The organism is Chryseobacterium sp. Leaf201 (assembly GCF_001421435.1).
GTDB lineage: Bacteria > Bacteroidota > Bacteroidia > Flavobacteriales > Weeksellaceae > Chryseobacterium.
In genome coordinates, this window is the sequence record NZ_LMKA01000013.1 from 35,538 (window position 1) to 57,118 (window position 21,581).

Genomic DNA, 21,581 nt, shown 5'->3' on the forward strand with positions numbered 1-21,581 from the left:
GCATGAAAAAAGCTATTCTCATTATTATCCTTCTTGTTTTTGTAATAGGCGGATTTTTCGGTTTGAGATTATATACCAAATACTACGGGAATAACATTGAAAAAGACGGCTACGTCCTGATTCCCCATAACGCAGGTTTTAAGCAGATCCTGGATTCAGCGGCAAAATATGTTGACGATAAAGAATCTTTTGAAGCGGTTGCCCGGGAGAAAGATCTGGAAAGCAGTTTCAAAGCGGGGCGTTACCATTTTCAGAAAGGTCTGGGAAATGCAAAACTTGTGAATATGATCAAGGCCGGAAATCAGACGGAGAACAGTTTCAGGATCGGGGATTTCGGGGACGTTTACCAGATGCTGGGTAAAGTAACCAAAAAAACAGAGCTGGACTCTCTTAAGTTCGTGGATGGGCTCAATGCCATTGCCGCTGAAAACGGGTACAGTAATGCAGAAGACCTTAAAAAATATTTCTTTATTGATACCTATAATTTTTTCTGGACGGTTACGCCAAAAGATTTTTTCAACAGGTTTAATGACCAGTACAATGAATTCTGGAATGCCGAAAGAAAAGCTAAGGAAGAACAGTCAGGGCTGACAAGGGATCAGGTGTACGCACTTGCTTCGATTGTCTATAAAGAATCCGGAGGGAAAAAGGATGAAATGAGAACCATTGCCGGCCTGTATCTTAACCGCTACAGAAAAGGCATGAAGCTTCAGTCTGATCCAACGGTTATTTACGCCATTAATAAACAGACCAATTTCAAAGAGCCGATCAAACGGGTATTCTACAAACATCTTTCAACACCTTCACCTTACAATACCTATGCTAACAAAGGCATTCCACCGGGGCCGATCTGTATCGTAGATAAGAATTCTGTGGAAGCCGTCCTGAACGCAGAAAAAAACGAGTATATTTTTATGTGTGCAGATCCTGCAAGATTCGGATACCACAAATTCACAGCAAGTGCCGAGCAGCACGCCATTAACGCCAAGGCTTACCAGGACTGGCTGAATTCAAAAAATATAAAATAGAAAATAAATTTAACTTTATTTTAACAATTCGATAATTAACATTTCGCGTTTTAAAGCGACTTATGTACTATAAATAATAAATTATTACTTAATATTCAGGAATAGGCAGGTTAGCAATTTCGTAATATTAAGTAAAATCTTTCACGATTTTACACAAACAATACCTTATGAATCAGACGGAAATTATTAACATTTTTACAAAAAAAACCTTAGGGCTTACTTTTGTACTTTCGGCAGCGGCATTCGCCTTTGCGCAGGAGAAGGTCGGTATTTCCGGGTCGGTGGTCAATAAGAGCAACCAGCCCGTTCCTTATGCTTCTGTTACATTCAGTAACAAAGCAAACAAATTATTCAGCGATGCTACGCTTACGGACGAAAAAGGCCAGTATAAGCTTGAGCTTGCACCGGGAGCCTATGACATTACCATAGAAGCCATTGACTATAAAAAAAGTGTTGTCAATAAACAGATTACAGCACCGGGAAATATCGGGGCGTTATCCATCGATCCTGAAAGCAGTGCCACAAATCTGAAAACAGCAGACATTCAGGGTGTGGTAATTACTGCCCCTTCGACAAAGCCTTATAAAGTAGAACTTGATAAAAGAACCTATGACCCTTCCCAGGATATTGTAAGTAAAGGAGGAAGCCTGCAGGATGTACTTTCCAACGTTCCTTCCGTTTCAGTGGACACAGACGGTACGGTTTCTATGCGTGGAAGTTCCAACGTAAGATTTCTTATAAACGGTAAGCCTTCTGCCCTTCTCGGTATTGATGACGGTGCCAATGCTTTGCAGAGTATCCCCGCAGACCAGATTGAAAGAATTGAGGTGATTACCAACCCGTCTTCAAAATTTGAAGCCAGCGGAACAGCAGGTATTTTAAATATTATTTTAAAGAAAAGTAAAAAAACAGGTTTCAACGGAAGTGTAATCGGAACTCTGGGATATCTGCCTCAGACAAACTTAAATACCAATTTAAGCTGGAGAAAAGGAAATTTCACATGGTTTCTGAACGGCGGCGGCGGTTACAGGGAATCTAAGAATACCAGCAGAAATAACGCATACCTTTCTACAGGAAATTTCAGAGAAACACATAATGAATCTATTTCTGACAGCAAAAATGACAACTATAATGCATCCGGAGGCCTTGTTGTAGATCTTACCGACAAAACATCCATCAATGCATCAGGTACCGTGAGAACTTTTGACGGAACAAATATTGGGAATATTGATTACCTTAATTATGGCTTTAACAATGCGGTTACAACACGAAACAGAACCAGTACCGGTATAAACAACAATTTAGCATTTCAGGGAGATTTCGGTTTAGACCATAAGTTTAATGATAAAGGACAAAACTTAGCGCTTTCATTAAGTTTACAGAGCAACCGCTCAAATAATGGAAGTGATATCTATCAAACCCAAAATAATCTGTTCGATCTTGAAAATATTATTGACCAGAAAACAAGAAACAAAACATTAATCGGTAAGGCAGATTATGAACTTCCTATTGGTGAAAATTCAAAGCTGGAAGCAGGTTACAGAATTGATATCAACAGAAACAATTATCAGAATCTTGTTACCCAGAATACATCTACACTGCCCTTTACACTATTTCTTGAAGATTATACCTATACGGCAAAATATGAGGAGATGTTTAATGCAGGATATGTACAGTTTAAAAGTAAAATCGGTAATCTCGGATATCAATTGGGCTTAAGAAATGAAAATTCAAGAATTGACATCGATTATTTAAGCATGGCTGACGATGCTAAGAAAACGGTAAAAAATTATAACAACCTTTTCCCAAGTGTATTTCTGAGCTATGAAATCTCGAAAGACAATCAGTTCTTGCTGAACTATTCACGCAGAATCGACAGGCCGAGATCATTCTTTCTGATTCCGAATCCTAATTACAGTGATAATCAAAATATCTTTGACGGAAATATTGATCTGAATCCTTCTTACGTTGATTCTTACGAATTTGGCTACAGTATATCCAAAAGTAAATTCACAATCAACCCTACCCTTTATTTCAGACATCAAACAGATGATGTGAAAATTGTGACTTATAACAAACAGGAATTAATCAATAATGTTCCGACAACTGTTTTCCATACGAGACCGGTAAATGTAGGAAGTGATGACAGATTCGGTCTTGATCTAAACTTCAACTGGGATACAACCAAATGGCTGAAATTCCTTGGAAACGTAGATCTTTTTGGGTACAATACAAAAGGAACCTTTTTTGACCCTGCTTTAATTGATAAGCCTATGTCTTTTGAAGGAAGTGGTTTTTCAGTGAGAGCAAGACTTACATCAACTGTTAAGATCGATAAAACACTAAGTCTTCAGCTTCAGGGTTTCTACAGAGGTGGACAAAAAACACAGAGTGTTGACAGAAAAGATATGTATGCTTTAAATTTCGGAGCGTCAAAAACAATTTGGAAAGGTGACGGAACGATTTCGTTCAATATTCAGGATATTTTCAATACCAGAGCAATGGAATCAACATCATACGGCCCTGGTTTCACCAGAGATTCTTACATGCAGTGGCAGCCTAGACAGTTTGCCGTTTCATTGACTTACAGATTCAAACAGGGTGAAAAAATAGATCAGCCTAGAAGGAAGAAAGATGTCAATGCCAATGCTACAGGTGATGACCAGCAGGGGCCAATGTAACCCGGTAAAAACATCCATACAAATAAAGAATCCCGAAAGTCATTTCGGGATTCTTGTTATTTTACAGCTTCTTCAGTCTGCATTCTTGAAAGTTTGGCAAGTTCTGCTTCGTAGATTCTTTTTCTCAGGTCGCTGGAAGAAAACCGGTGGTCTCTTTTATTGTAAAAGATTTCAATTCCCTTTTCTTCACAGTATTTTTTTCCTGTAAAATCTTTGTCAAGATAATCATCACCGATGATTCTTACATCAATCACAAAAGACTTCAGGATATCCAGAAGGTCTTCTTCGGTGTAATAAGGGATGATTTCGTCTACAGCATTTACTGCGCGCAGCTGAATGTATCGTTCTACAATAGTCTGGGTAGGTTTGTTTTTAGTCGGCCTGTCGTGCGAAGGGTCAATTTGCAGACCAACGATCAGATAATCACAAACTGTTTTTGCCTCCTCCAGCATCTTGATGTGACCGGCATGCAATAAGTCAAATGAGGAGAATGTGATGCCTATTCTCTGTGTTTTCATACTAATATCCAATTATTTGTTGATTTTAAAATGTTGCTGAAATAAAGGTTCTTTTAAAAGGATAAAAGACCGGTGATTTCGTAAAAATATGTTTTAGTTCTTTCTTATAATCTTCTTTAAAGCCTTCCTGTAAATCTGCGGGGAGCCTTTCCGTATAAGGAATCATGGCCGTTCCTGATGCCCAGGTAAAAACAGCTTCTGCATCTTCCATTACGAGAGGGTAAACTTTTTCAAAAACCGTAATTTCACTGCCCTGCTGATCATACATAATCCGGGCATAGTCTTCAGTCTTCAAAACGGAATATTTTCTCTCCCATGAACCATAAGCTGTTTTATACGGTTCGGTTTCCGCCACTTTTTTCAGCAGCTGATGCACGATGAATTCATGATTGGAAGGAATCTGAACGGCCAGCTGCCCGCCTTTGTTAATTTTACTGATGATTTCCGGGAACAGTTTTTCATGGTGGCCGCACCACTGGATGGCTGCATTGGAAATAACCAGGTCAAAAGTTTCGTCTGATTCCAGCTGCTCTTCAATACTTCTCTGATAAAATTTAAGCCTGTCTGTCTCAAACGGCTTGGCTTTTTCAAGCATTTCAGAAGAAGAATCAATTCCGGTAATTTCTGATCCCGGTAAATAATTCAACAGTTCCGAAGTCAGTTCACCCGTTCCGCAGCCCAGGTCAATAACGTTCAGATTATCCCTGGGAATGACCAGTTTCAGAAGATCAAAAAACGGTGCGGACCGTTCTTTCTTAAATTGATCGTAAAGTTCAGGATTCCAGGCCATACGCAGATATTTAAACGTTTCTTGAAGCCAGATAGTTCTGCCATTGCCATACAGACCGTAATGCTTCCTCTAAAGAAGTCTCAGATTTCCAGCCGAGTTCTTTCTCTGCTTTGTCAACGTTGGCATAAGCAATGGTAATATCCCCTTCCCTGCGGTCACAGATCTGGTATTTAACCTCAACATCATTGGCTGTTTCAAAAGCTTTCACCACTTCCAGCACTGAAGATCCTTTTCCGGTCCCCAGGTTGAAAATATCAATTACCGCTTCATCAGAATCATTCTCCATTAATTTTTTTAAGGCAGCAACATGGGCTTTTGCCAGGTCTACCACATAAATATAATCACGTACTGCCGTTCCGTCTTCTGTAGGATAATCATTCCCCCAGATGCTGAGACTTTCACGGATTCCCGCAGCAGTCTGCATCACATAAGGAACCAGGTTATTCGGGACCCCGATAGGCAGTTCACCTAATTTTGCAGAAGGATGTGCCCCGATCGGATTAAAATATCTCAATAATGAAATTTTCCGGCGATAGGCTTTCGCAAAATCAGCCAGGATCTCTTCTCCCATCTGTTTGGTTTTTCCGTAAACGCTTTCCGGCATTTTCAAAGGGGTACTTTCATTAATCGGCATTTGGTCTGCCTGCCCGTAAACCGTACAGGATGAACTGAAGATAAAGTTGGAAATCTCACGCTCTTTAAATTCCTGCAGGATATTGATCAGGGAAAACAGGTTGTTTTCATAATAATCAACGGGCTTCACCTGGCTTTCACCCACTGCTTTTGAAGCGGCAAAATTAATGCAGCCGTCAATCTGGTGTGCATTAAAAACCTGGGTAAGAAGCTCTCTCCTTTTTAAATCGAAAGGATAAAAAATGGGCTTTTTTCCTGTAATTTCCTCAATATTCTTCAGAATAAATCTTTCTGAGTTCGAAAGGTCATCAACGATAACCACTTCAAAATTATTATTTAAAAGTTCTACTACCGTATGCGAACCGATATATCCAAGACCTCCTGTTACGAGTATTGCCATGTATTAATTTTTTTTGGGCTTTGCCGGTATTTGACTTCCGGCTGTTTTTTATCTGTTTATGTTTTTATCTTTTGTTATACAATATCAATAAGTAAAGTTATCTAAGCATACTATACAGAATGGTATATATTTTTATTACAAATTAATTGAAAATAAAAACGTACAATCCAAAAATTATCAGGATTTTATGATATAGCTGATTAAAATCCTACGTTATTTTTTAAGAATCAATAAAATTCTATTCGATAGAAACTCAAAAAACGGACCATTGTTACCGATAATCCTTACTGAAATGCGTGATGTGGTATTTATTGATCTATTCCTTTAAATACAGCTGTTTTCATCGTATCAGATTCACAGATTTATTAAGTTTCCGGTGAGTCTTCAATGAAAACAGCCTGATATAAAATAACTCAATGACCTGTATTTAAAAACAAGTTACTGAATGACATTTCATCCGTATAGAATAACGGTAATTTTGAATTTTAGTTCATAAATTCCAGTACCGCTTCTGTAATATACTTCAGCTGCTCGTCATCCAATTCGGTATGCATGGGAAGGGAAATTACCTGTTCCAGCAACCGGTCTGTGTTTACAAAATCCGCATCGTTGCTTTCCTGGTAATAAGCCTTCTGTTTCCTCAGCGCTACAGGATAATAGATCATAGCCGGAATATCTTTTTCGGTCAGGAATTTCTGTAAGTCGTTTCTTTTTCCGTTTACGATCCTTAAGGTATACTGATGAAAAACGTGAGACGAATTTTCTGCTCTTCTGGGAGTTAAAATATGTTCGTGCCCGGCAAATGCCTCATCATAATAATCGGCTGCTTTTGCTCTGGATTCGTTATAATGGTCGAGATGAGGAAGCTTCTTCCTTAAAATAGCTGCCTGCACACTGTCTAATCTTGAGTTTACCCCAACTTCATCATGGTAATACCGCTCATACATCCCATGGTTGACAATACCTCTTAAACGGTGGGCCAGCTCATCATTATTGGTGAAAATAGCACCGCCGTCTCCGTAGCATCCCAGGTTTTTAGATGGGAAGAAAGAAGTAGTTCCTACTGTAGACATCGTACCCGCTTTTTTCACGGTACCGTCTGAAAAAGTAAACTCGGCACCGATGGCCTGCGCGTTATCTTCAATCACATAAAGGTTATGCTCTTCTGCAATTTTTAAAATCGCCTCCATATCGGCACACTGCCCGAAAATATGTACAGGAATAATTGCTTTTGTTTTAGGGGTGATTGCTTTTTTAATTGCTTCCGGCGAAATGGTGAACGTATCATAATCAACATCTACCAGAACGGACTTAAGCTTCAGCAGGTGAATCACTTCCACAGTAGCTGCGAATGTAAAATCTGCCGTGATAATCTCATCTCCTTCCTTAAGGTCAAGCGCCATTAAGGCAATCTGAAGTGCATCTGTACCGTTTGCACAGGGAATCACATGATTTACGTCTAAATAAGACTCCAATTCATTCTGGAAAGACTTTACTTCCGGGCCGTTGATAAAAGCCGCAGAATCCATTACATTTAATACTGCATTATCCACATCATTCTTTATTTTGTAATACTGACTTTGTAAGTCAACCATTTGAATCTTTTTCATAGATAAATATTTCTGTAAAAATAAGGAATTTAAAATCCTATCAAAAATTTTATTGATTTTGTTTTATCTTTATACAAAATAAAGATATGAAAAAAACTTTACTTTTTTGTCTTTTAGCGGGTTACTCTATGAGTTTCGCACAGACATCGCTGGTTTTTGTGTTTTTCAAAGACAAGCCGAACAAGGCTGTTTTCTATGCCAATCCCCTGTCTGAGCTCTCTCAGAAATCCCTTAACCGGAGGACGGCACTGGGTATAACCCTCAATGACCAGGATGCCCCGATTGAACAGTCATACATTCAGAATATCCAGACTTTAGGCTTTACGGTTACGGATTATTCAAAATGGCTGAACGGTGTTGCCGTAAATGCCACGCCTGCACAGATTGCCACCCTTCAGGCCCAGATATATGTGCAGTCGGTGGAGAGTTTTGCTAAAAATACGGCCGGCATTCCCAAATATAAAAATGTCAATAAATGGGAAGCTATTGCTGATGGCTCCGCAAATAAAACCTTAACGACCTTCGATTACGGTTCCGGTTCCGGGCAGATTGACCAGGTGAATATCCGCCCGCTCCATCTTGCAGGATATACGGGAACTGGCGTAACCGTTGCTGTGATTGATGCCGGATTTCCTAATGTTGATACCGGTTCTGCCTTTTCAAGATTGTGGACTAACGGGCACATCAAAGGCGGCTATGATTTTGTGACCAAAGGAACTGATATTTACAATACTTCAATCAGCAACCACGGCTCTGTGGTTTTGGGAGCTATCGGAGGATATATTCAGGATACCTTTGTCGGATCCGCACCGGATGCTGATTTTTACCTGTACCGGAGCGAAAATGCTGCTGTAGAAATCCCTGAAGAAGAACTCTACTGGATTGAAGCTGCCGAAGAGGCAGACCGGAAAGGCGTTGACCTTATCACCACTTCTCTGGGCTATGCGACTTTTGACGACCCGAAATACAACTATACCTATGCTAACCTGAACGGAACCACTTCCTTTATTGCAAAAGGGGCTGAAATTGCGGTCAGTAAAGGAATTTTCACTCTGTTTGCCGCCGGAAACTCAGGTGCCCAGCCATGGCATTATCTTCTGACCCCGGCAGATAATGCAAAAGTATTCACCATCGGGTCTGTAGATGCCGCGGGTGCTTCTTCAAATTTTTCATCCTATGGCCCTAATTCTTTAGGTGTTGTAAAGCCTGATGCCAGTACAAGAGGATCCAATGCAACCTCTGTTGATAACGGTTCAACCGTACAGGTGAACGGCACTTCCATTGCCACACCGATTGCCGCCGGAGGAGTTGCCTGCCTGCTCCAGGCGTTTTCTACCATGAACAGAGATGCCATGAGAAACCGGTTAAGGCAGACCGCCTCCCTGTATCCGAATCATACGGATCAGATGGGGTACGGAATCCTGAATTTCGGAAGTTTTTACAATACGGTATTGAATACTTCGGAAACAGTTAAAGACAAACAGCTGAGCATTTTTCCCAATCCCGTTAGAGACATCCTGAACATTGTGACGGAAAAAGAAGTTCTGTCTGTAGAACTCTATGACAACCTGGGAAGGCTAATTACGAAAGTTAATCAGCAGAAGTCGGTAAAGGTTGAAGATTTTGCCAAAGGCATTTACTACCTTAAGATCCAGACGAAAGATAAAATCTTTTATGAAAAAGTAATAAAGGAATAATAAAAGCCTCTCATGTGAGAGGCCTTATTATTTTACGTTAAGTCAAGTTCATCAAAATCTTTAATTTCAGATAACAGAACAGGTTTCTGAGCCTTAATTTTTGTCCAGGTTTCTTTAAACACCTCTTCTCCGCTGTCTGCATCCTTGTTTGTATTTTCCCTGAACTGCTTTTTACCGGTCAGGAAATTGATACTCGTTTCGCTGTTGATCACCGGACCGAAATTATCACTGGAATCATACCCTGTCAGCTGGAAATCAGAATTCCTGTACTGGAAAGTGTAGGTCCAGTAACCATATCTCCCGTGCCCGTAGTGGATAAATAATTTATTCTTTTCTATCGATACGTCAAGCTCCGGGGCAAAGTAAACGCCGCCGTCTTCATTTTCTGAGGAAAAACAGGCCTTATTTTCATTGATCAGCTGGTAGCTGTTGTTTTTGGTTTTAAACAGTACGATAATCCCGCGGCGGTTCCGGTCCAGTGTTCCGCGGTCTTTATCAGTAACCACCTTATCTTTTTCTGTTCCTTTGATGATCAGGATGTAGTCATTTATTCCGTCGTTATTCAGGTCTCCCTGAACTTCGTCAAAAAGCACAAACCCTTTCGGCAGGAAATCCGCCGGTTTTTTCTTTTCCTCAACGTTTATGTGGTCTTCCACTGCTTTTTCAAGGGACAGTGCTTCATTTCCTGCAGCAGGCGGCAGTTTATCTTTTTTTGATTCTTTACAGCCTGCCGAAAACATCAGGGCAATTATTAAAACGCATCTCCTCATTATTAAGTTTAAGCTGAATTCCTGCTTGCATTAATATTCCCGAACAGTGAACGCATCACCAGTTTCTCATATGCTTCCCTGTTTCCTTCGCCTTTCTGGATTTTCATCAAAGCATACTGCTGGATGCTCAACAACGGCAATACGATCTTTTCACGGATTTTCACGGATTTTCTTGATAGGGCATCTTCTTCCTGAAGCATGGTAAACCCGGTAAGTTCCAGCATAATTTCTTTGGAAAGCCGGTATTCATCAAACAGGACCGTCCAGAACGGGCCGAATTTAGGATTGTTTTTAATGTAATAGGTCAGCGGGAAATATGTTTTGTTCATGCTCATCATAGAGTTGAGCACCAGCGTCCTGAAGAAATCCGAACCTTTGTACAATTCTCTTACTTCATCAAACCTTCCCTGTTCCTTCAGCTGCTGCATGGCAAACCCGAAACCGAAAAATCCGGGGACATTCTGTTTCAGCTGTGCCCACGACCCAACAAACGGGATTGCTCGCAGGTCTTCAAATTTCAGCTCATTTCCGCCGCCTCTTTTTGATGGGCGGCTTCCGATATTGGTCCTTCCGTAATATTCCAGCGTACTCATTTCCTGAAGATAAGGCACAAACATAGGGTGCGCTTTCAGGTCTGAATATTTCTGATAGCTGATCTCGGATAGTTCTATCATCAGGGCCCGCTCTTCTTCCGTTAAATCTTTTTTGGCATTTTTAAAGACATCATTTTCCACGCCGGCGGTCAGAAGCTGCTCAAAATTGTATTTCGCCTGTTCCTTGTTCCCGAAAATACTGGTAATGGTCTGTCCCTGAATCGTTAATTCAATTTTATTATTGGCAATGGTACTTCCCTGTGAGGCATAGAAATCATGCGTTTTTCCGCCTCCCCTTGCCGGCGGTCCACCTCTGCCGTCAAAAAAGACCACTTTAATCCCGTTCTTTTCAGAAAGTGCGGTAAGAAGTTCTTTGGCTTTGTAAATCTCCCAGTTGGCTTTCAGGTATCCGCCGTCTTTGGTTCCGTCTGAAAAGCCCAGCATAATGGTCTGCTGGTTCCCTCTTCCTGCCAGATGTTTCTGGTAAACCGGGTTCTTGTACAGCTCGCTCATCACATTTTCTGCATTGGCCAGGCCTTCCATGGTTTCAAAAAGCGGAACGATATCCATATTGATTTCTTCATCCCGGTACCCGCATATTTTAAAGAATGCATAGACATTCATCACGTCCTTCACCGCATCGGAATTGGAAATAATGTAGCGGTTCATCCCTCTGGTGCCGTTCATCTGCTGGATTTGGGATATCTGCGTAACGGTTAGTAAAGTATCTTTAACAACATCTTCAAAGTCTTCCGGATTAACCGTTTCCGACCTCTGAATCAGTTGACTGAACTTTTCTTCATAGCCAGCCTCTGTATTCCCGGATGTTTTAGCAAAAACCTCATCAATAACTGCCTGATGAATCCTGCTGTCCTGCCGGACATCCAATGTGGCAAAGTGGGTCCCGAAAATCTTCACGCGGTCCCTGAAATCAGTCAGCAGATCCAGGAACAATGAGTTGTGCTCTTCTACGACAATCTTCTCAGCCTCATCAATTCTTCTGATGATATCTTCTGCCGTAATCTTTTCATTCCTGAAAATGGCCGCATACAGTTCATTGCTTAATTTCCCCAGAACTTCGGAAACGCCTCTGAAGCTGAGCCTTCTCCGCACGGATTTAAGGTTATTATAATAGGCTTTTAAAATCGCGGAATGAAGTTCTTCCGCTACTCTTTTGGTAACGTCTGCGGTAACGAAAGGGTTTCCGTCGCGATCACCTCCGGGCCAGAATCCCAGCTGGATCAGGTCTTCATGCAGATGGAAATGGCTGGTGCCGAAATTTGATTTGATCTTGGTAAAAAGTTCCCCGATGGTATCGTAATACACATACCTCAGATAATAGATGATGCTCATGGCTTCATCAATAGGCGTCGGCTTTTCCTTATTGACAAAAGGGGTTTTTCCCAATTGCTGGAGCAGCATGTCAATATCCGTTACTGAATCTTTGGTGATGGCATTCCTGAGATCGTGCAGGATTCTCTGTACGGAATTGGGATAAAACTGTGTAGGGTGCGCCGTAAAAACAATTTTAACGGCAAAGTCCTTCAGTTTTTCACGTACTTTTTCAAGCTTATGATCCTGCAGCGAACGTTCATATAAATTGGTTACCGTTCCTTTATCGCTTTCCGAATGCAGGCTTGGAAAAGCCGCATCTTCAATACTGTCGAACAGGACTACCTGCCTTTCAATATACTGGATGATCTTAAAAAGCAGTTCAAGCTTCTGTTCTTCCGTCTGTAAATCGGTATGGTTTTTAAAAAATTCTTCTACGATTTCTTCAGGGGTCTTTCCTGCTTCGTAACCGGCTTTGCTTTCTTCGCAAAGAAACGGAAGGAGCATCCCGATGTTGGTCATTTTATCATAAGGCAGGCTCATAAACAATGAATTGTAGATCTGGAATTTATTTTCCACAATTTGCCTGAATTTTTCTGCGCGTCGGTCGTGTCTCATATAACAAATGTAGGGGATTTTGGTTTGAATTCAAATGGTATCCTGTTAACTAATTTAAAAATAAAATTGTATTTTTTTATGATTATTGATTAGTTTTGACAAGTTTTTAACCGGTATGATCAAATTTAAATTCCATATTAAAGCGGACAATTCCTTTTCTAACATAAACCCTGTTGATGATAATGGCGGGAATTTTCAGGCATCTGATAAAAATACGCTGAAAATCATCCTGATTATTTTCGGAGTTTTCTGCCTTGTTTGCTTAACATCTTTTATCGGCTTTTTCTCTATTGTTTTTAACGGAATCAATTCAATGAAGAAAGGTGCTGAAGAAAAGAATGAACAGTGGAAAACAATACATGCCCTGCCTGTTTTAAAATGTAAAATTTATACCGATGAAACAGTAACCGCTCCGATTTCCGGAAGTGAAGCAGCATTTTACTTTCTGAGGATAGGAAATGAACATTATCTGAAATATGACAGTTTAAGAGCCAATACGGAAACGCAAGGAGACATACAGATCTATGAAAATTTCGATTACAGTATGATTACCAGATACCCGAAAGGAACAAAACTTTCTGTAAACGGGAATTTATACACTATTGATTTTCAGTATTCAATTATGGATACGCTTGGAAATAACAATGTTCATTTTACCGGAAAAATTGTGAACAGAAAAGAAAAAAACATCAGTATGTATGCGCCTTTCCATTCTAAAAACCATCAAATTATAGATCATTTTAAAAATGAACACCCGTGGATCAGTTCATATCTTGAAGACATCAAGGGATATGAAAATATCATTATGGAAGAATATACCTTTAAAAACGGAGACTCTATTTATATAAAAGGTAAAATTGTAGATCATAAAATTGTTGCTTTTAATGAACATCAGATGTATACGCCTTATAAAACACAGAAACAGATCAGGGAAGAGCGTGGAATACAATAATGCATGATGGCTCTGTAAATCAATAATATTCTACTCTTTTATTATAATTTTGAATACCAGCACTTAATGATTAACTTTACATTTCACCGACATAATCTTTACCCCATGAAAAAAATATTTATCTTCCTTGTCATGGCTTTTCTTTTTACAGCCTGTGGCGACGACTGCTATAACGCTCCTCAGCCGATTGTTTTTGAATTTGTTGATGATCAGGGCGAAAACCTGATTACCAACGGAACCCTGGATCCGTTTTCGGTGAGCGACGAAAACCAGGTGGGTATACCGCTGACCAAAACTTCTGACGGGAAGGTTATTTTAGAGAATGTCGGGGCTTACAACGGGACAAAAAACTATACGTTTTATTCTGCGGTAAGAGTTTTTAATTTTTCAATCCAGTCATCCGAATTTAAAGGAGGCTGTGACGGTTACCAGATTAATAAATTAACGTTTACAGGAATAGGCATTGATGTAAAAGACGAACAGGGATACTATAAAATTATCCTGCAATAGAACTCAGGATCATCATCAGACTCATGAAAATCATTTCAATCATCTCATTTCTGGTATCCGGTTTACTGTTCTCCCAAAATACCGTTTCCCAGGACTTTAAAAAGATTCCGGAAATCCTCGACAATCCTGAACTTCTCTACCCTTTTATCGTCCCGGACAAGAAATACCAGTACTGGTCTGTGCTCCGCAATAATCCGGATCCTGATCTGGCCGTGATCTATGAAAGCCAGATGCCGCAATACATGACCCTTAATGATCCGGCACCTCAGAAAGGTTTCTTTCAGAAATGTCTGAGCGAAGACTGCTTCTCTTACCTTATGGCCTGTGAAAACGGCCGTTCCGTATATTTCTCAACCGAACAGCAGTTAAGGGATTTTATCGGATCCGTGGATAACCTTCCAGAAGCTGTTTTAATTGCCAATACATATGGTTTCAGCGTTGATTCAGCCAACAGGCCGGGCAGCTCATATAAAATAGACGACCGGTATATTTCACTGTATCTTTCAAAAACAAAAAACTGTCCGCTGACCAAGGAATCTTTCCTGATCAGAATCAACAGGAAAACCGGGAAACCGGACTCTAAAAGCAACGGCATTTATTTTAAAAGTGAAGACTGTATTACTGAGTAGAACCGGAAATCCAATCTTACTGACAGTGTAAAACCTTCATTGAAAATCACGGTTAAATTCCTGTGGAATAATAGATATTGCTCCTAACTGAATATTTTTATCCTTTAACTAAAATTGCGTGCTTCTTGAATGATCCCAATTACATGATCGTTTTTATTAAAGCCCGTCATCAGAATTTTAAAACTTCTTTAACGCTGTTTTCAGGGTTCATTGCGTACATTTGGGTTAAAATAAATCAGAACAATGCTTAATTTCGAGTTTAAGAATCCAACAAAAATACTTTTCGGGAAAGGGGAAATTGCTAAAATTTCCAAAGAAATTCCTGAAGATGCCAGAATACTGCTGATTTACGGCGGCGGCAGCATTAAAAACAACGGTGTGTATGACCAGGTGAGAAAAGCCCTTGCAGACCATGAGTTTTATGAGTTCGGAGGTGTACCTGCGAATCCTGAATATGAAGTCCTGATCACGGCCCTGGATTTTATCAAAGAAAAAAATATCACTTTCCTTCTGGCAGTGGGCGGCGGTTCGGTTATCGACGGCACAAAGTTCCTGTCTGCAGCAACCAATTACGACGGCGAGCCATGGGAAATTTTAAAGAAACTGGTACGCACTTTTGAAGGCGAAGGACTGCCGTTCGGAAGCATCCTTACGTTACCGGCAACAGGTTCTGAAATGAATTCGGGCTATGTGATTTCGAGAAGGGAAACCAATGAGAAGCTGTCTTCGGGAGGCCCGGGACTTTTCCCTCAGTTTTCAGTACTGGATCCGGAAGTGGTAAGAAGCATTCCTGAACGTCAGATTGTAAACGGATTAACCGATGCCTATACCCACGTATTGGAACAGTATATGACCACTACTTCCCCGGCTGATCTTCAGGAGAGAATTGCCGAAAGTATCCTGATCAGCATTCAGGAAACGGCTCCGAAAGTGCTGGGCGGTGATTTCGATTATGATGCAGCCGGCAATTTTATGTGGTGCTGTACGATGGCCCTGAACGGATTGATCCAGAAAGGCGTGATTACCGACTGGGCCGTGCATGCTATGGGACACGAGCTGACCGCTTATTTCGGAATTGACCATGCAAGGACGCTGGCTGTCATCGCTCCCTCCCATTACCGTTACAACTTTGAATCCAAGAAAGAGAAGCTGGCGCAGTATGCAGAAAGGGTTTGGGGAATCAAAGACGGTTCAGTAGAAGAAAAAGCGGAACTTGGAATTAAAAAACTGGAAGAATTTTTCCACAGCCTTCATATTCAGACCAGGCTTTCAGAATATACGGAAGATTATAAAGGCACTGCCGAAAGGGTGGAAAAAGCATTCACGGAAAGAAACTGGCTGGGCTTAGGTGAATATAAGACACTGACTCCGCAGGATGCACGCCAGATTGTGGAAATGAGCTATTAGCAAAGCCCAAAAACAGGTTGTTTGAAATTTTATTGAACAGGTTTTACAGCTTTATAAAGTCAGATGCTGAAATTTAAAACCGCTGTAAAGTTTTTAACCGGTTGCTTTCCGTATCTTTTCACCTGTATAAATTTGTCTTTTCTACAACTGTTGGTTTAAAAAAGCAGAATTTCATTACTGATATTTCAAATTTATTTATATTTTAGCATATTCTAAAATTTGTGAAATGAAAAAACAGTTACTTTTATTTGCCTTTTCAGCATTGGCGCTTACTTCCTGCGAAGATGACGATATCAAGGGTTATGAAATGGATATGATGAAAGGTGAGTGGAAAACCAGCAAGACAGAACTTGTTTCCGGAAAAGACGATAAAACGGTAATTGACACCACGGTTCCTATGGGTTGCTCTGCAAAAAATATTACGGAGTACAGAACGGATTATTATGCATCATATTCCGCCTATGCAGGAGTGGGTACAGATTGCCAGCTAAGTGCTAAGTCAGAAGGAACTTACGAGTACAATGCCGAAACCAAGGAACTGATTATTAAATATGATAATGACAGCTCCAGAAAATATCAGGTGGTTGTGCTTACAAGCTCTGAGATGAAACTGAAACAGATGTTCGGGAATGTTGATGAAGACGGAGACCAGATTATAGACGTAACGTATATCTCGTATAAAAGATAACTTAAGATAAAACAGACTCCCGAATTTCCGGGAGTTTTTTATGAAAAAGAATTTTAATAGAAAATAAAAAGTATTAAAAAAATGAAGAAGACTTTAACGGCATTTCTATTGCTGACCTTTGCCCTTTTCTTTTCACAGGAAAAAAAGCCGATGTTCTGGCAGGACATCCAGAACTTCAAAAAAACGGATCAGGAAACCGCACCGCCGAAAGATGCCATTCTGTTAGTCGGAAGCTCGTCTTTTACCAAATGGACTGATGTTGACCGGTACTTTCCGGGTAAAACCATTATCAACAGAGGTTTCGGAGGCTCCAGGCTGACCGATCTCAACGATTATGCTGATGACCTGTTAAACCCTTATCAGCCCAAACAGATCATTGTGTATTGCGGGGAAAATGATTTCGCCGACAATGATAAGCTTAAAGCAGATGTTGTGGTTGACCGTTTTAAAACATTTTATAAAAAAATCAGGTCCCGGTTTCCGAAAATTGAGGTAGATTATATTTCCATCAAATATTCTCGGAGCCGCGAAAAACTCTGGCCACAGATGAAAGAAGCAAATAAAAAAATTGCCGCTTTCATGAAAAAGGAGCCTAATGCAGAATTTATTGACATCACTGAAGTTATGCAGGATGCCAACGGAAAAGTAAGGAACGATCTTTTTGTGGAAGATCTGCTTCATATGACACCGGAAGGATATCAGCTCTGGACTTCGGTTATGATGCCTTATATGAAATAAAAATAAGCAGTATATCTGTTGTTGATGTAATACAAAGAAAAAAAGGAATTTACATTAATTATTATAAAAGCTGTCTCATCAGGGTGAGACAGCTTTTTTATGTATAATAAGGATGACTCGCTAAAAATGCTTTGAATACCTGTATATTGAGTACAATCTATAACCTTTCATGATTAGCGGAAACTGTGAAAATCACGGAACAGAAACACAGCCTTATTCTTATGATGCGGTGCAGAAAAAATTAGTCATAGACGGAGAAACTATTGAAGTAGTAAGTATTAACAATAATAAACTGCAGCTTGTAGAAGCTTATGAAGATATAAACGGAGATAACGTTGATGACAAATTTATTCTTTACTTGGTAAAATAAAGCAAAAAACTCCCGGCATTACCCGGGAGTTTTTTGTTCTGTATAAATACTGTTTATTTCTTCTTTTTAGACTTCGAGATCGCTTTTTGCTGCGCCCTGTTCGCTCCGAATTTCTTGGGTTCTTTTCTTTTTGAAGGGCCGCCCCAGTTTTCTTTCTTGTTTTTGTCTTTCTTCTCATGGAAAGCACCTCCACCGTCATACAGCTTCACCTGCGCCGGATTTTTCATGACAATCAGCTCTTCCTCAGAGGCGATTTTCTTAGGATTCACTTTCACGCCTTCAGGGAATGCAATAAAGGTTAATTCCTTATCCATCAGGAGCTCGATATCAAGAATTAAAGGTTCTTCCTTCTTGGTTACAAACGTTACGGCTATCCCGTTTTTATCTGCCCTACCCGTTCTACCGATCCTGTGAATGTACTGTTCCGGAATTTCAGGGGTTTCAAAGTTGACCACGTGGGTAATGTCTGAAATATCCAGACCTCTCGCCATGACATCTGTAGTAATCAGGCCTCTTATTTCTTCATTCTCAAACCTCTTCATGGCTTTCAGCCTGTAGTTCTGAGATTTATTGGAGTGGATCACGTCAAACTCATCAGGGAAAAGCTCACTAATTTTTGTGTACAGAAGATCTGAATTCTTTTTATTATTCGTGAAAATCAACACCTTAGACATATCCTGATTGCTCTTCAGCAAATGTTCAAGAAGGTTGATCTTGGTATTGAAGTTTTCTACCTTATAGGCAGTCTGTTCTATTTTTTCAAGTGGCGTACCGGATTTCGCCAGGGAAATTTCAATAGGCCCTGCAAAATACTGGTCCAGCATTTCATCTACAGCATCTGTCATGGTAGCTGAGAAAAGGATATTCTGCCGCTTGTCCTTCATCATTTCAAAAATGTGGGTCAGCTGCGGCCTGAAACCTAAGTTAAGCATCTCATCAAACTCATCAATAATCAGCTTCTGAACTTCTTTCAGGGAAATGGCATTATCAATGGCGAGATCCATAATCCTTCCCGGCGTGCCCACTAAAATATCACATCCGTTATTGAATAGAAGCTTTTGGGTATTGATGTTTTTCCCTCCGTAAATCCCGATTACTCTTGCAGTAAGATTCTCTGTTAATTTCTCGACAATTTCCGTTACCTGAACCACCAATTCCCGGGTAGGAACCAAAACAACAATTGTAGGGTTCCCGTTTTTATTGTACTTCCAGGTTTTAAGGACAGGCAGCAGATAGGCTAATGTTTTTCCGGTACCCGTCTGCGCAATTCCCATCACATCCCTTCCGGAAAGTATAGGCCCTATACTTTTTTCCTGAATGGGTGTAGGCTCAAACAATTCCAGGTCCGCAAGAACATCAAGAATTTTAACAGGCAGGTCAAAATCTGCAAAAGTGAGTTTTTCCATTTTGCAAAGATAGGCAATTAATTTTTTGCAGTTATACAGATGAACAACATAAGCGTCATGCGTGAAGATTTAAGAATGATCAGAATAATGTTCTTCTTTAACAAGCTCTTATTTCCTTGTAATTCTCAACAGAATGATGATGATCAACACCATTGAAAAAATAAATCCCAGTAAAGCTATCAGAGACATTTCCCCGATTTTAGGGCCGGATCCGGAAACAAAGACAATAGCCGTGGCAATTATATTGGCTCCGAGAACCATCGCTAACATCAGATTGACGATCCCTGATTTTATGAGCTGATTTGTTTTGTCGATATTCTTGATCTCGCTGGTAACGGTAAATTTGTTTTCATCCAGCTTCTGCAGGACGGACCGGAGTTCTTTCGGGATTTCATCCATCGTATCCGTGAAGCTCATCATCCTATCTATTCCCGTTTTTACGATGTTTTTCGGGCTGATCTTTTTAGCGAGTATTTTCTTCGTGTAGGGATGAAGGCTTTTCACCACATCAAGATCAGGGTTGATGGTCCTTCCGACGCCTTCAATCAGGCCGATTCCTTTAAAGAGAAGATAAAAATAATCCGGCATGTACAGGCGGTTGTCCTTCAATACATCTTTCATTTTATTGATAACGGACTGGGGATCGATTTCTTTTAAAGATGTACTGTGAACAAAATTAAGGATATCCTCTACGTCATTTTCAAACCGCTTTTCATCCGGAATCTGGTAGCTTACCGCCATTTTTTTCAGGTAACGGACAATTTTATGGGGATTTTTTGCCACGAAACTGACAATCATATTCTCCAGGACTTCCTTATCATTCGGCGGGATTTTACCTACCGCTCCGAAATCAATGAAAACCACTTTGCCGTCTTTCTGCACCAGGATATTGCCGGCATGCGGATCTGCATGGAAGAAACCGTAATCTAAAATCTGTGAGATAAAAAGCCTCAACCCGACTTCAGAAATCGTCACCGGATCAATATGATGTGCTAAAAGGCCTGCTTTATCCGTCACCTTAATCCCGTCGATAAACTCCATGCAGAGCACCGTATTATTGGAAAATTCCTCATACACTCTGGGAACATAAGTTTCTTTATGGTTTTTAAAGTTCCTCCTGAACTGCAGGATATTTTCCTTTTCATTGATCAGCGACACTTCTTCAAGCAGCGATTTTTCAAACGTGTAAATAGCCTGCTTCAGATTCAGCTTCTCCCCTATTTCAGAATAGGATGAAACCAGTTTTTCAAGGTCTTTAATCAGCAGTAAGTCATCTTCTATAATGCTCTGGACATCCGGTTTCTTAATTTTTAAGATAACATCCGTCCCGTCAGCAAGAACCGCTCTGTATACCTGCGCAATAGAAGCCGTTGCAAGAGGCTGTTTTTCAATCTTCAGAAAATGATCTGAAACCGTGATGCTGAATTCAGATTCCATGATTTCTTCCACGTCCATTTCCACCGTATCCACTTTATCCTGGAGCTTCTGGAGTTCCTGTACGAGTTCCGGAGGAAGCAGGTCTTCCCGGTTGCTGAACGTCTGCCCGAGTTTCACAAAAGTAGGCCCCAGTTCTTCCAGCACGAGCCGGATTCTTTCATATACGGTTCCTTTTGAAATAATTTCATCGGGGTTCCGGGAAATTTCCACCGGCTTATTCCCGCTGTTCATCCTGGCGAGAAGATCTTTAAAACCATATTTACTCAATACGGAAATAAGCCTGGCAGATCTTTTCAGTTTTCTTTGCTGTTTATCGAACATAATGTATAAAAATACAAAAAAATAAGCTGTCACTATACCACAGCACCTTCAAATATTATCCTGTACACAACAAACAGGTTTTCATCTTTATACCTGACAGAGGGACTCATGTGAGTTCATACCACAATCCCGAATGGCTTACTCTATCATTTTTAAGATTTTAATTGAAACAATAATTCTCTTAACATGGAATAGTACGGCTAAAATTATTATATTTAAAAAATTAATCATTAAATTATATTGTTATGAAAAATTTAAAGAAAATCTCAAGAAACCAGATGAAAAGTATTGCAGGAAGCGGAATTATCAGAAACTGTTCCAACCAATGCTGTCCGGATGACGGAAGGCCAAGATGCCCGAGATTAGTATGTCCGGCTGTGATCTGCCCTCAGTAGTATCTTTAGGATCACTGATTTAATAAAAAAAAGAATGCAAAACTGCATTCTTTTTTTA

At 40.2% G+C, this 21,581-nt stretch carries 19 protein-coding genes; 11 read left to right on the top strand and 8 right to left on the bottom strand.

The window, feature by feature from the left end; genetic code table 11:
• The first annotated feature begins 2 nt into the window (after positions 1–2).
• Both mltG and ASE55_RS02415 read left to right on the top strand, forming a co-directional pair.
• A complete protein-coding gene (mltG, locus tag ASE55_RS02410; RefSeq protein WP_056215047.1) occupies positions 3–1,028 on the top strand; it encodes an endolytic transglycosylase MltG in 1,026 nt (341 codons plus the stop codon).
• Positions 1,029–1,195: 167 nt separating this feature from the next.
• A complete protein-coding gene (locus tag ASE55_RS02415; protein WP_056215051.1) occupies positions 1,196–3,709 on the top strand; it encodes a TonB-dependent receptor domain-containing protein in 2,514 nt (837 codons plus the stop codon).
• Between the two features lie 56 nt (positions 3,710–3,765).
• Here the strand turns inward: ASE55_RS02415 and ASE55_RS02420 are convergent, their stop codons facing one another.
• The 4 genes from ASE55_RS02420 to ASE55_RS02435 form a co-directional block, all read right to left on the bottom strand.
• Positions 3,766–4,227 (bottom strand): adenylyltransferase/cytidyltransferase family protein, encoded by a 462-nt coding sequence (locus ASE55_RS02420; protein WP_056215054.1) that lies wholly within the window; start codon positions 4,225–4,227, stop codon positions 3,766–3,768.
• A gap of 25 nt (positions 4,228–4,252) precedes the next feature.
• Complete coding sequence (locus tag ASE55_RS02425) at positions 4,253–5,017, bottom strand: methyltransferase domain-containing protein (RefSeq protein WP_056215057.1); 765 nt, start codon at positions 5,015–5,017, stop codon at positions 4,253–4,255.
• A gap of 10 nt (positions 5,018–5,027) precedes the next feature.
• Positions 5,028–6,050, bottom strand: a complete 1,023-nt coding sequence (gene galE, locus ASE55_RS02430) for a UDP-glucose 4-epimerase GalE (protein WP_056215060.1) — start codon at positions 6,048–6,050, stop codon at positions 5,028–5,030.
• A 485-nt stretch (positions 6,051–6,535) separates the two neighbouring features.
• The gene (locus ASE55_RS02435) at positions 6,536–7,660 is read right to left on the bottom strand and encodes a DegT/DnrJ/EryC1/StrS family aminotransferase (protein WP_056215061.1); all 1,125 of its coding nucleotides are present in this window, start codon (positions 7,658–7,660) and stop codon (positions 6,536–6,538) included.
• A gap of 86 nt (positions 7,661–7,746) precedes the next feature.
• Here ASE55_RS02435 and ASE55_RS02440 point away from each other — a divergent pair, with 86 nt between their 5' ends.
• The gene (locus tag ASE55_RS02440) at positions 7,747–9,357 is read left to right on the top strand and encodes a S8 family peptidase (protein ID WP_056215064.1); all 1,611 of its coding nucleotides are present in this window, start codon (positions 7,747–7,749) and stop codon (positions 9,355–9,357) included.
• A gap of 32 nt (positions 9,358–9,389) precedes the next feature.
• On the opposite strand, the gene ASE55_RS02445 is transcribed toward ASE55_RS02440, so the two are convergent.
• Positions 9,390–10,127: a hypothetical protein gene (locus ASE55_RS02445; protein WP_238584972.1), complete on the bottom strand. Its 738-nt coding sequence runs from the start codon at positions 10,125–10,127 to the stop codon at positions 9,390–9,392.
• Positions 10,128–10,135: 8 nt separating this feature from the next.
• Entirely contained in the window at positions 10,136–12,670 is a 2,535-nt protein-coding gene (locus ASE55_RS02450; RefSeq protein WP_056215066.1) for a phosphoenolpyruvate carboxylase, read from the bottom strand.
• A 115-nt stretch (positions 12,671–12,785) separates the two neighbouring features.
• Between ASE55_RS02450 and ASE55_RS02455 the strand changes: the two genes are divergently transcribed.
• The 7 genes from ASE55_RS02455 to ASE55_RS02485 all read left to right on the top strand — a co-directional run bounded on the left by ASE55_RS02455 (position 12,786) and on the right by ASE55_RS02485 (position 17,964).
• The gene (locus ASE55_RS02455; RefSeq protein ID WP_056215069.1) at positions 12,786–13,622 is read left to right on the top strand and encodes a hypothetical protein; all 837 of its coding nucleotides are present in this window, start codon (positions 12,786–12,788) and stop codon (positions 13,620–13,622) included.
• A 105-nt stretch (positions 13,623–13,727) separates the two neighbouring features.
• Positions 13,728–14,132 (top strand): membrane lipoprotein lipid attachment site-containing protein, encoded by a 405-nt coding sequence (locus ASE55_RS02460; protein WP_056215071.1) that lies wholly within the window; start codon positions 13,728–13,730, stop codon positions 14,130–14,132.
• Positions 14,133–14,155: 23 nt separating this feature from the next.
• The gene (locus ASE55_RS02465; RefSeq protein ID WP_056215074.1) at positions 14,156–14,761 is read left to right on the top strand and encodes a hypothetical protein; all 606 of its coding nucleotides are present in this window, start codon (positions 14,156–14,158) and stop codon (positions 14,759–14,761) included.
• Positions 14,762–15,004: 243 nt separating this feature from the next.
• A complete protein-coding gene (locus ASE55_RS02470; RefSeq protein ID WP_056215077.1) occupies positions 15,005–16,168 on the top strand; it encodes an iron-containing alcohol dehydrogenase in 1,164 nt (387 codons plus the stop codon).
• 226 nt (positions 16,169–16,394) lie between these two features.
• Positions 16,395–16,856, top strand: coding sequence for a lipocalin family protein (locus ASE55_RS02475; RefSeq protein WP_056215080.1), 462 nt, complete (start codon positions 16,395–16,397; stop codon positions 16,854–16,856).
• An 81-nt stretch (positions 16,857–16,937) separates the two neighbouring features.
• Positions 16,938–17,594 (top strand): GDSL-type esterase/lipase family protein, encoded by a 657-nt coding sequence (locus tag ASE55_RS02480; RefSeq protein ID WP_056215083.1) that lies wholly within the window; start codon positions 16,938–16,940, stop codon positions 17,592–17,594.
• Between the two features lie 169 nt (positions 17,595–17,763).
• Positions 17,764–17,964: a hypothetical protein gene (locus tag ASE55_RS02485; RefSeq protein ID WP_056215087.1), complete on the top strand. Its 201-nt coding sequence runs from the start codon at positions 17,764–17,766 to the stop codon at positions 17,962–17,964.
• Between the two features lie 53 nt (positions 17,965–18,017).
• Here ASE55_RS02485 and ASE55_RS02490 read toward each other — a convergent pair whose 3' ends face one another.
• The gene (locus ASE55_RS02490) at positions 18,018–19,370 is read right to left on the bottom strand and encodes a DEAD/DEAH box helicase (protein WP_056215089.1); all 1,353 of its coding nucleotides are present in this window, start codon (positions 19,368–19,370) and stop codon (positions 18,018–18,020) included.
• A 108-nt stretch (positions 19,371–19,478) separates the two neighbouring features.
• Positions 19,479–21,128 carry an ABC1 kinase family protein gene (locus ASE55_RS02495; protein ID WP_056215092.1) on the bottom strand — a complete coding sequence of 550 codons (1,650 nt, stop codon included), beginning with the start codon at positions 21,126–21,128 and terminating at the stop codon, positions 19,479–19,481.
• A 245-nt stretch (positions 21,129–21,373) separates the two neighbouring features.
• Here ASE55_RS02495 and ASE55_RS20435 point away from each other — a divergent pair, with 245 nt between their 5' ends.
• A complete protein-coding gene (locus ASE55_RS20435) occupies positions 21,374–21,523 on the top strand; it encodes a bacteriocin-like protein (RefSeq protein WP_185116267.1) in 150 nt (49 codons plus the stop codon).
• Positions 21,524–21,581 lie beyond the last annotated feature (58 nt).

Bases quoted from the DNA above. Each gene is read 5' to 3' on its own strand.
- mltG (WP_056215047.1), top strand. From the start codon at position 3: ATGAAAAAAGCTATTCTCATTATTATCCTTCTTGTTTTTGTAATAGGC.
- ASE55_RS02415 (WP_056215051.1), top strand. From the start codon at position 1,196: ATGAATCAGACGGAAATTATTAACATTTTTACAAAAAAAACCTTAGGG.
- ASE55_RS02420 (WP_056215054.1), bottom strand. From the start codon at position 4,227: ATGAAAACACAGAGAATAGGCATCACATTCTCCTCATTTGACTTATTG.
- ASE55_RS02425 (WP_056215057.1), bottom strand. From the start codon at position 5,017: ATGGCCTGGAATCCTGAACTTTACGATCAATTTAAGAAAGAACGGTCC.
- galE (WP_056215060.1), bottom strand. From the start codon at position 6,050: ATGGCAATACTCGTAACAGGAGGTCTTGGATATATCGGTTCGCATACG.
- ASE55_RS02435 (WP_056215061.1), bottom strand. From the start codon at position 7,660: ATGAAAAAGATTCAAATGGTTGACTTACAAAGTCAGTATTACAAAATA.
- ASE55_RS02440 (WP_056215064.1), top strand. From the start codon at position 7,747: ATGAAAAAAACTTTACTTTTTTGTCTTTTAGCGGGTTACTCTATGAGT.
- ASE55_RS02445 (WP_238584972.1), bottom strand. From the start codon at position 10,127: ATGAGGAGATGCGTTTTAATAATTGCCCTGATGTTTTCGGCAGGCTGT.
- ASE55_RS02450 (WP_056215066.1), bottom strand. From the start codon at position 12,670: ATGAGACACGACCGACGCGCAGAAAAATTCAGGCAAATTGTGGAAAAT.
- ASE55_RS02455 (WP_056215069.1), top strand. From the start codon at position 12,786: ATGATCAAATTTAAATTCCATATTAAAGCGGACAATTCCTTTTCTAAC.
- ASE55_RS02460 (WP_056215071.1), top strand. From the start codon at position 13,728: ATGAAAAAAATATTTATCTTCCTTGTCATGGCTTTTCTTTTTACAGCC.
- ASE55_RS02465 (WP_056215074.1), top strand. From the start codon at position 14,156: ATGAAAATCATTTCAATCATCTCATTTCTGGTATCCGGTTTACTGTTC.
- ASE55_RS02470 (WP_056215077.1), top strand. From the start codon at position 15,005: ATGCTTAATTTCGAGTTTAAGAATCCAACAAAAATACTTTTCGGGAAA.
- ASE55_RS02475 (WP_056215080.1), top strand. From the start codon at position 16,395: ATGAAAAAACAGTTACTTTTATTTGCCTTTTCAGCATTGGCGCTTACT.
- ASE55_RS02480 (WP_056215083.1), top strand. From the start codon at position 16,938: ATGAAGAAGACTTTAACGGCATTTCTATTGCTGACCTTTGCCCTTTTC.
- ASE55_RS02485 (WP_056215087.1), top strand. From the start codon at position 17,764: ATGATTAGCGGAAACTGTGAAAATCACGGAACAGAAACACAGCCTTAT.
- ASE55_RS02490 (WP_056215089.1), bottom strand. From the start codon at position 19,370: ATGGAAAAACTCACTTTTGCAGATTTTGACCTGCCTGTTAAAATTCTT.
- ASE55_RS02495 (WP_056215092.1), bottom strand. From the start codon at position 21,128: ATGTTCGATAAACAGCAAAGAAAACTGAAAAGATCTGCCAGGCTTATT.
- ASE55_RS20435 (WP_185116267.1), top strand. From the start codon at position 21,374: ATGAAAAATTTAAAGAAAATCTCAAGAAACCAGATGAAAAGTATTGCA.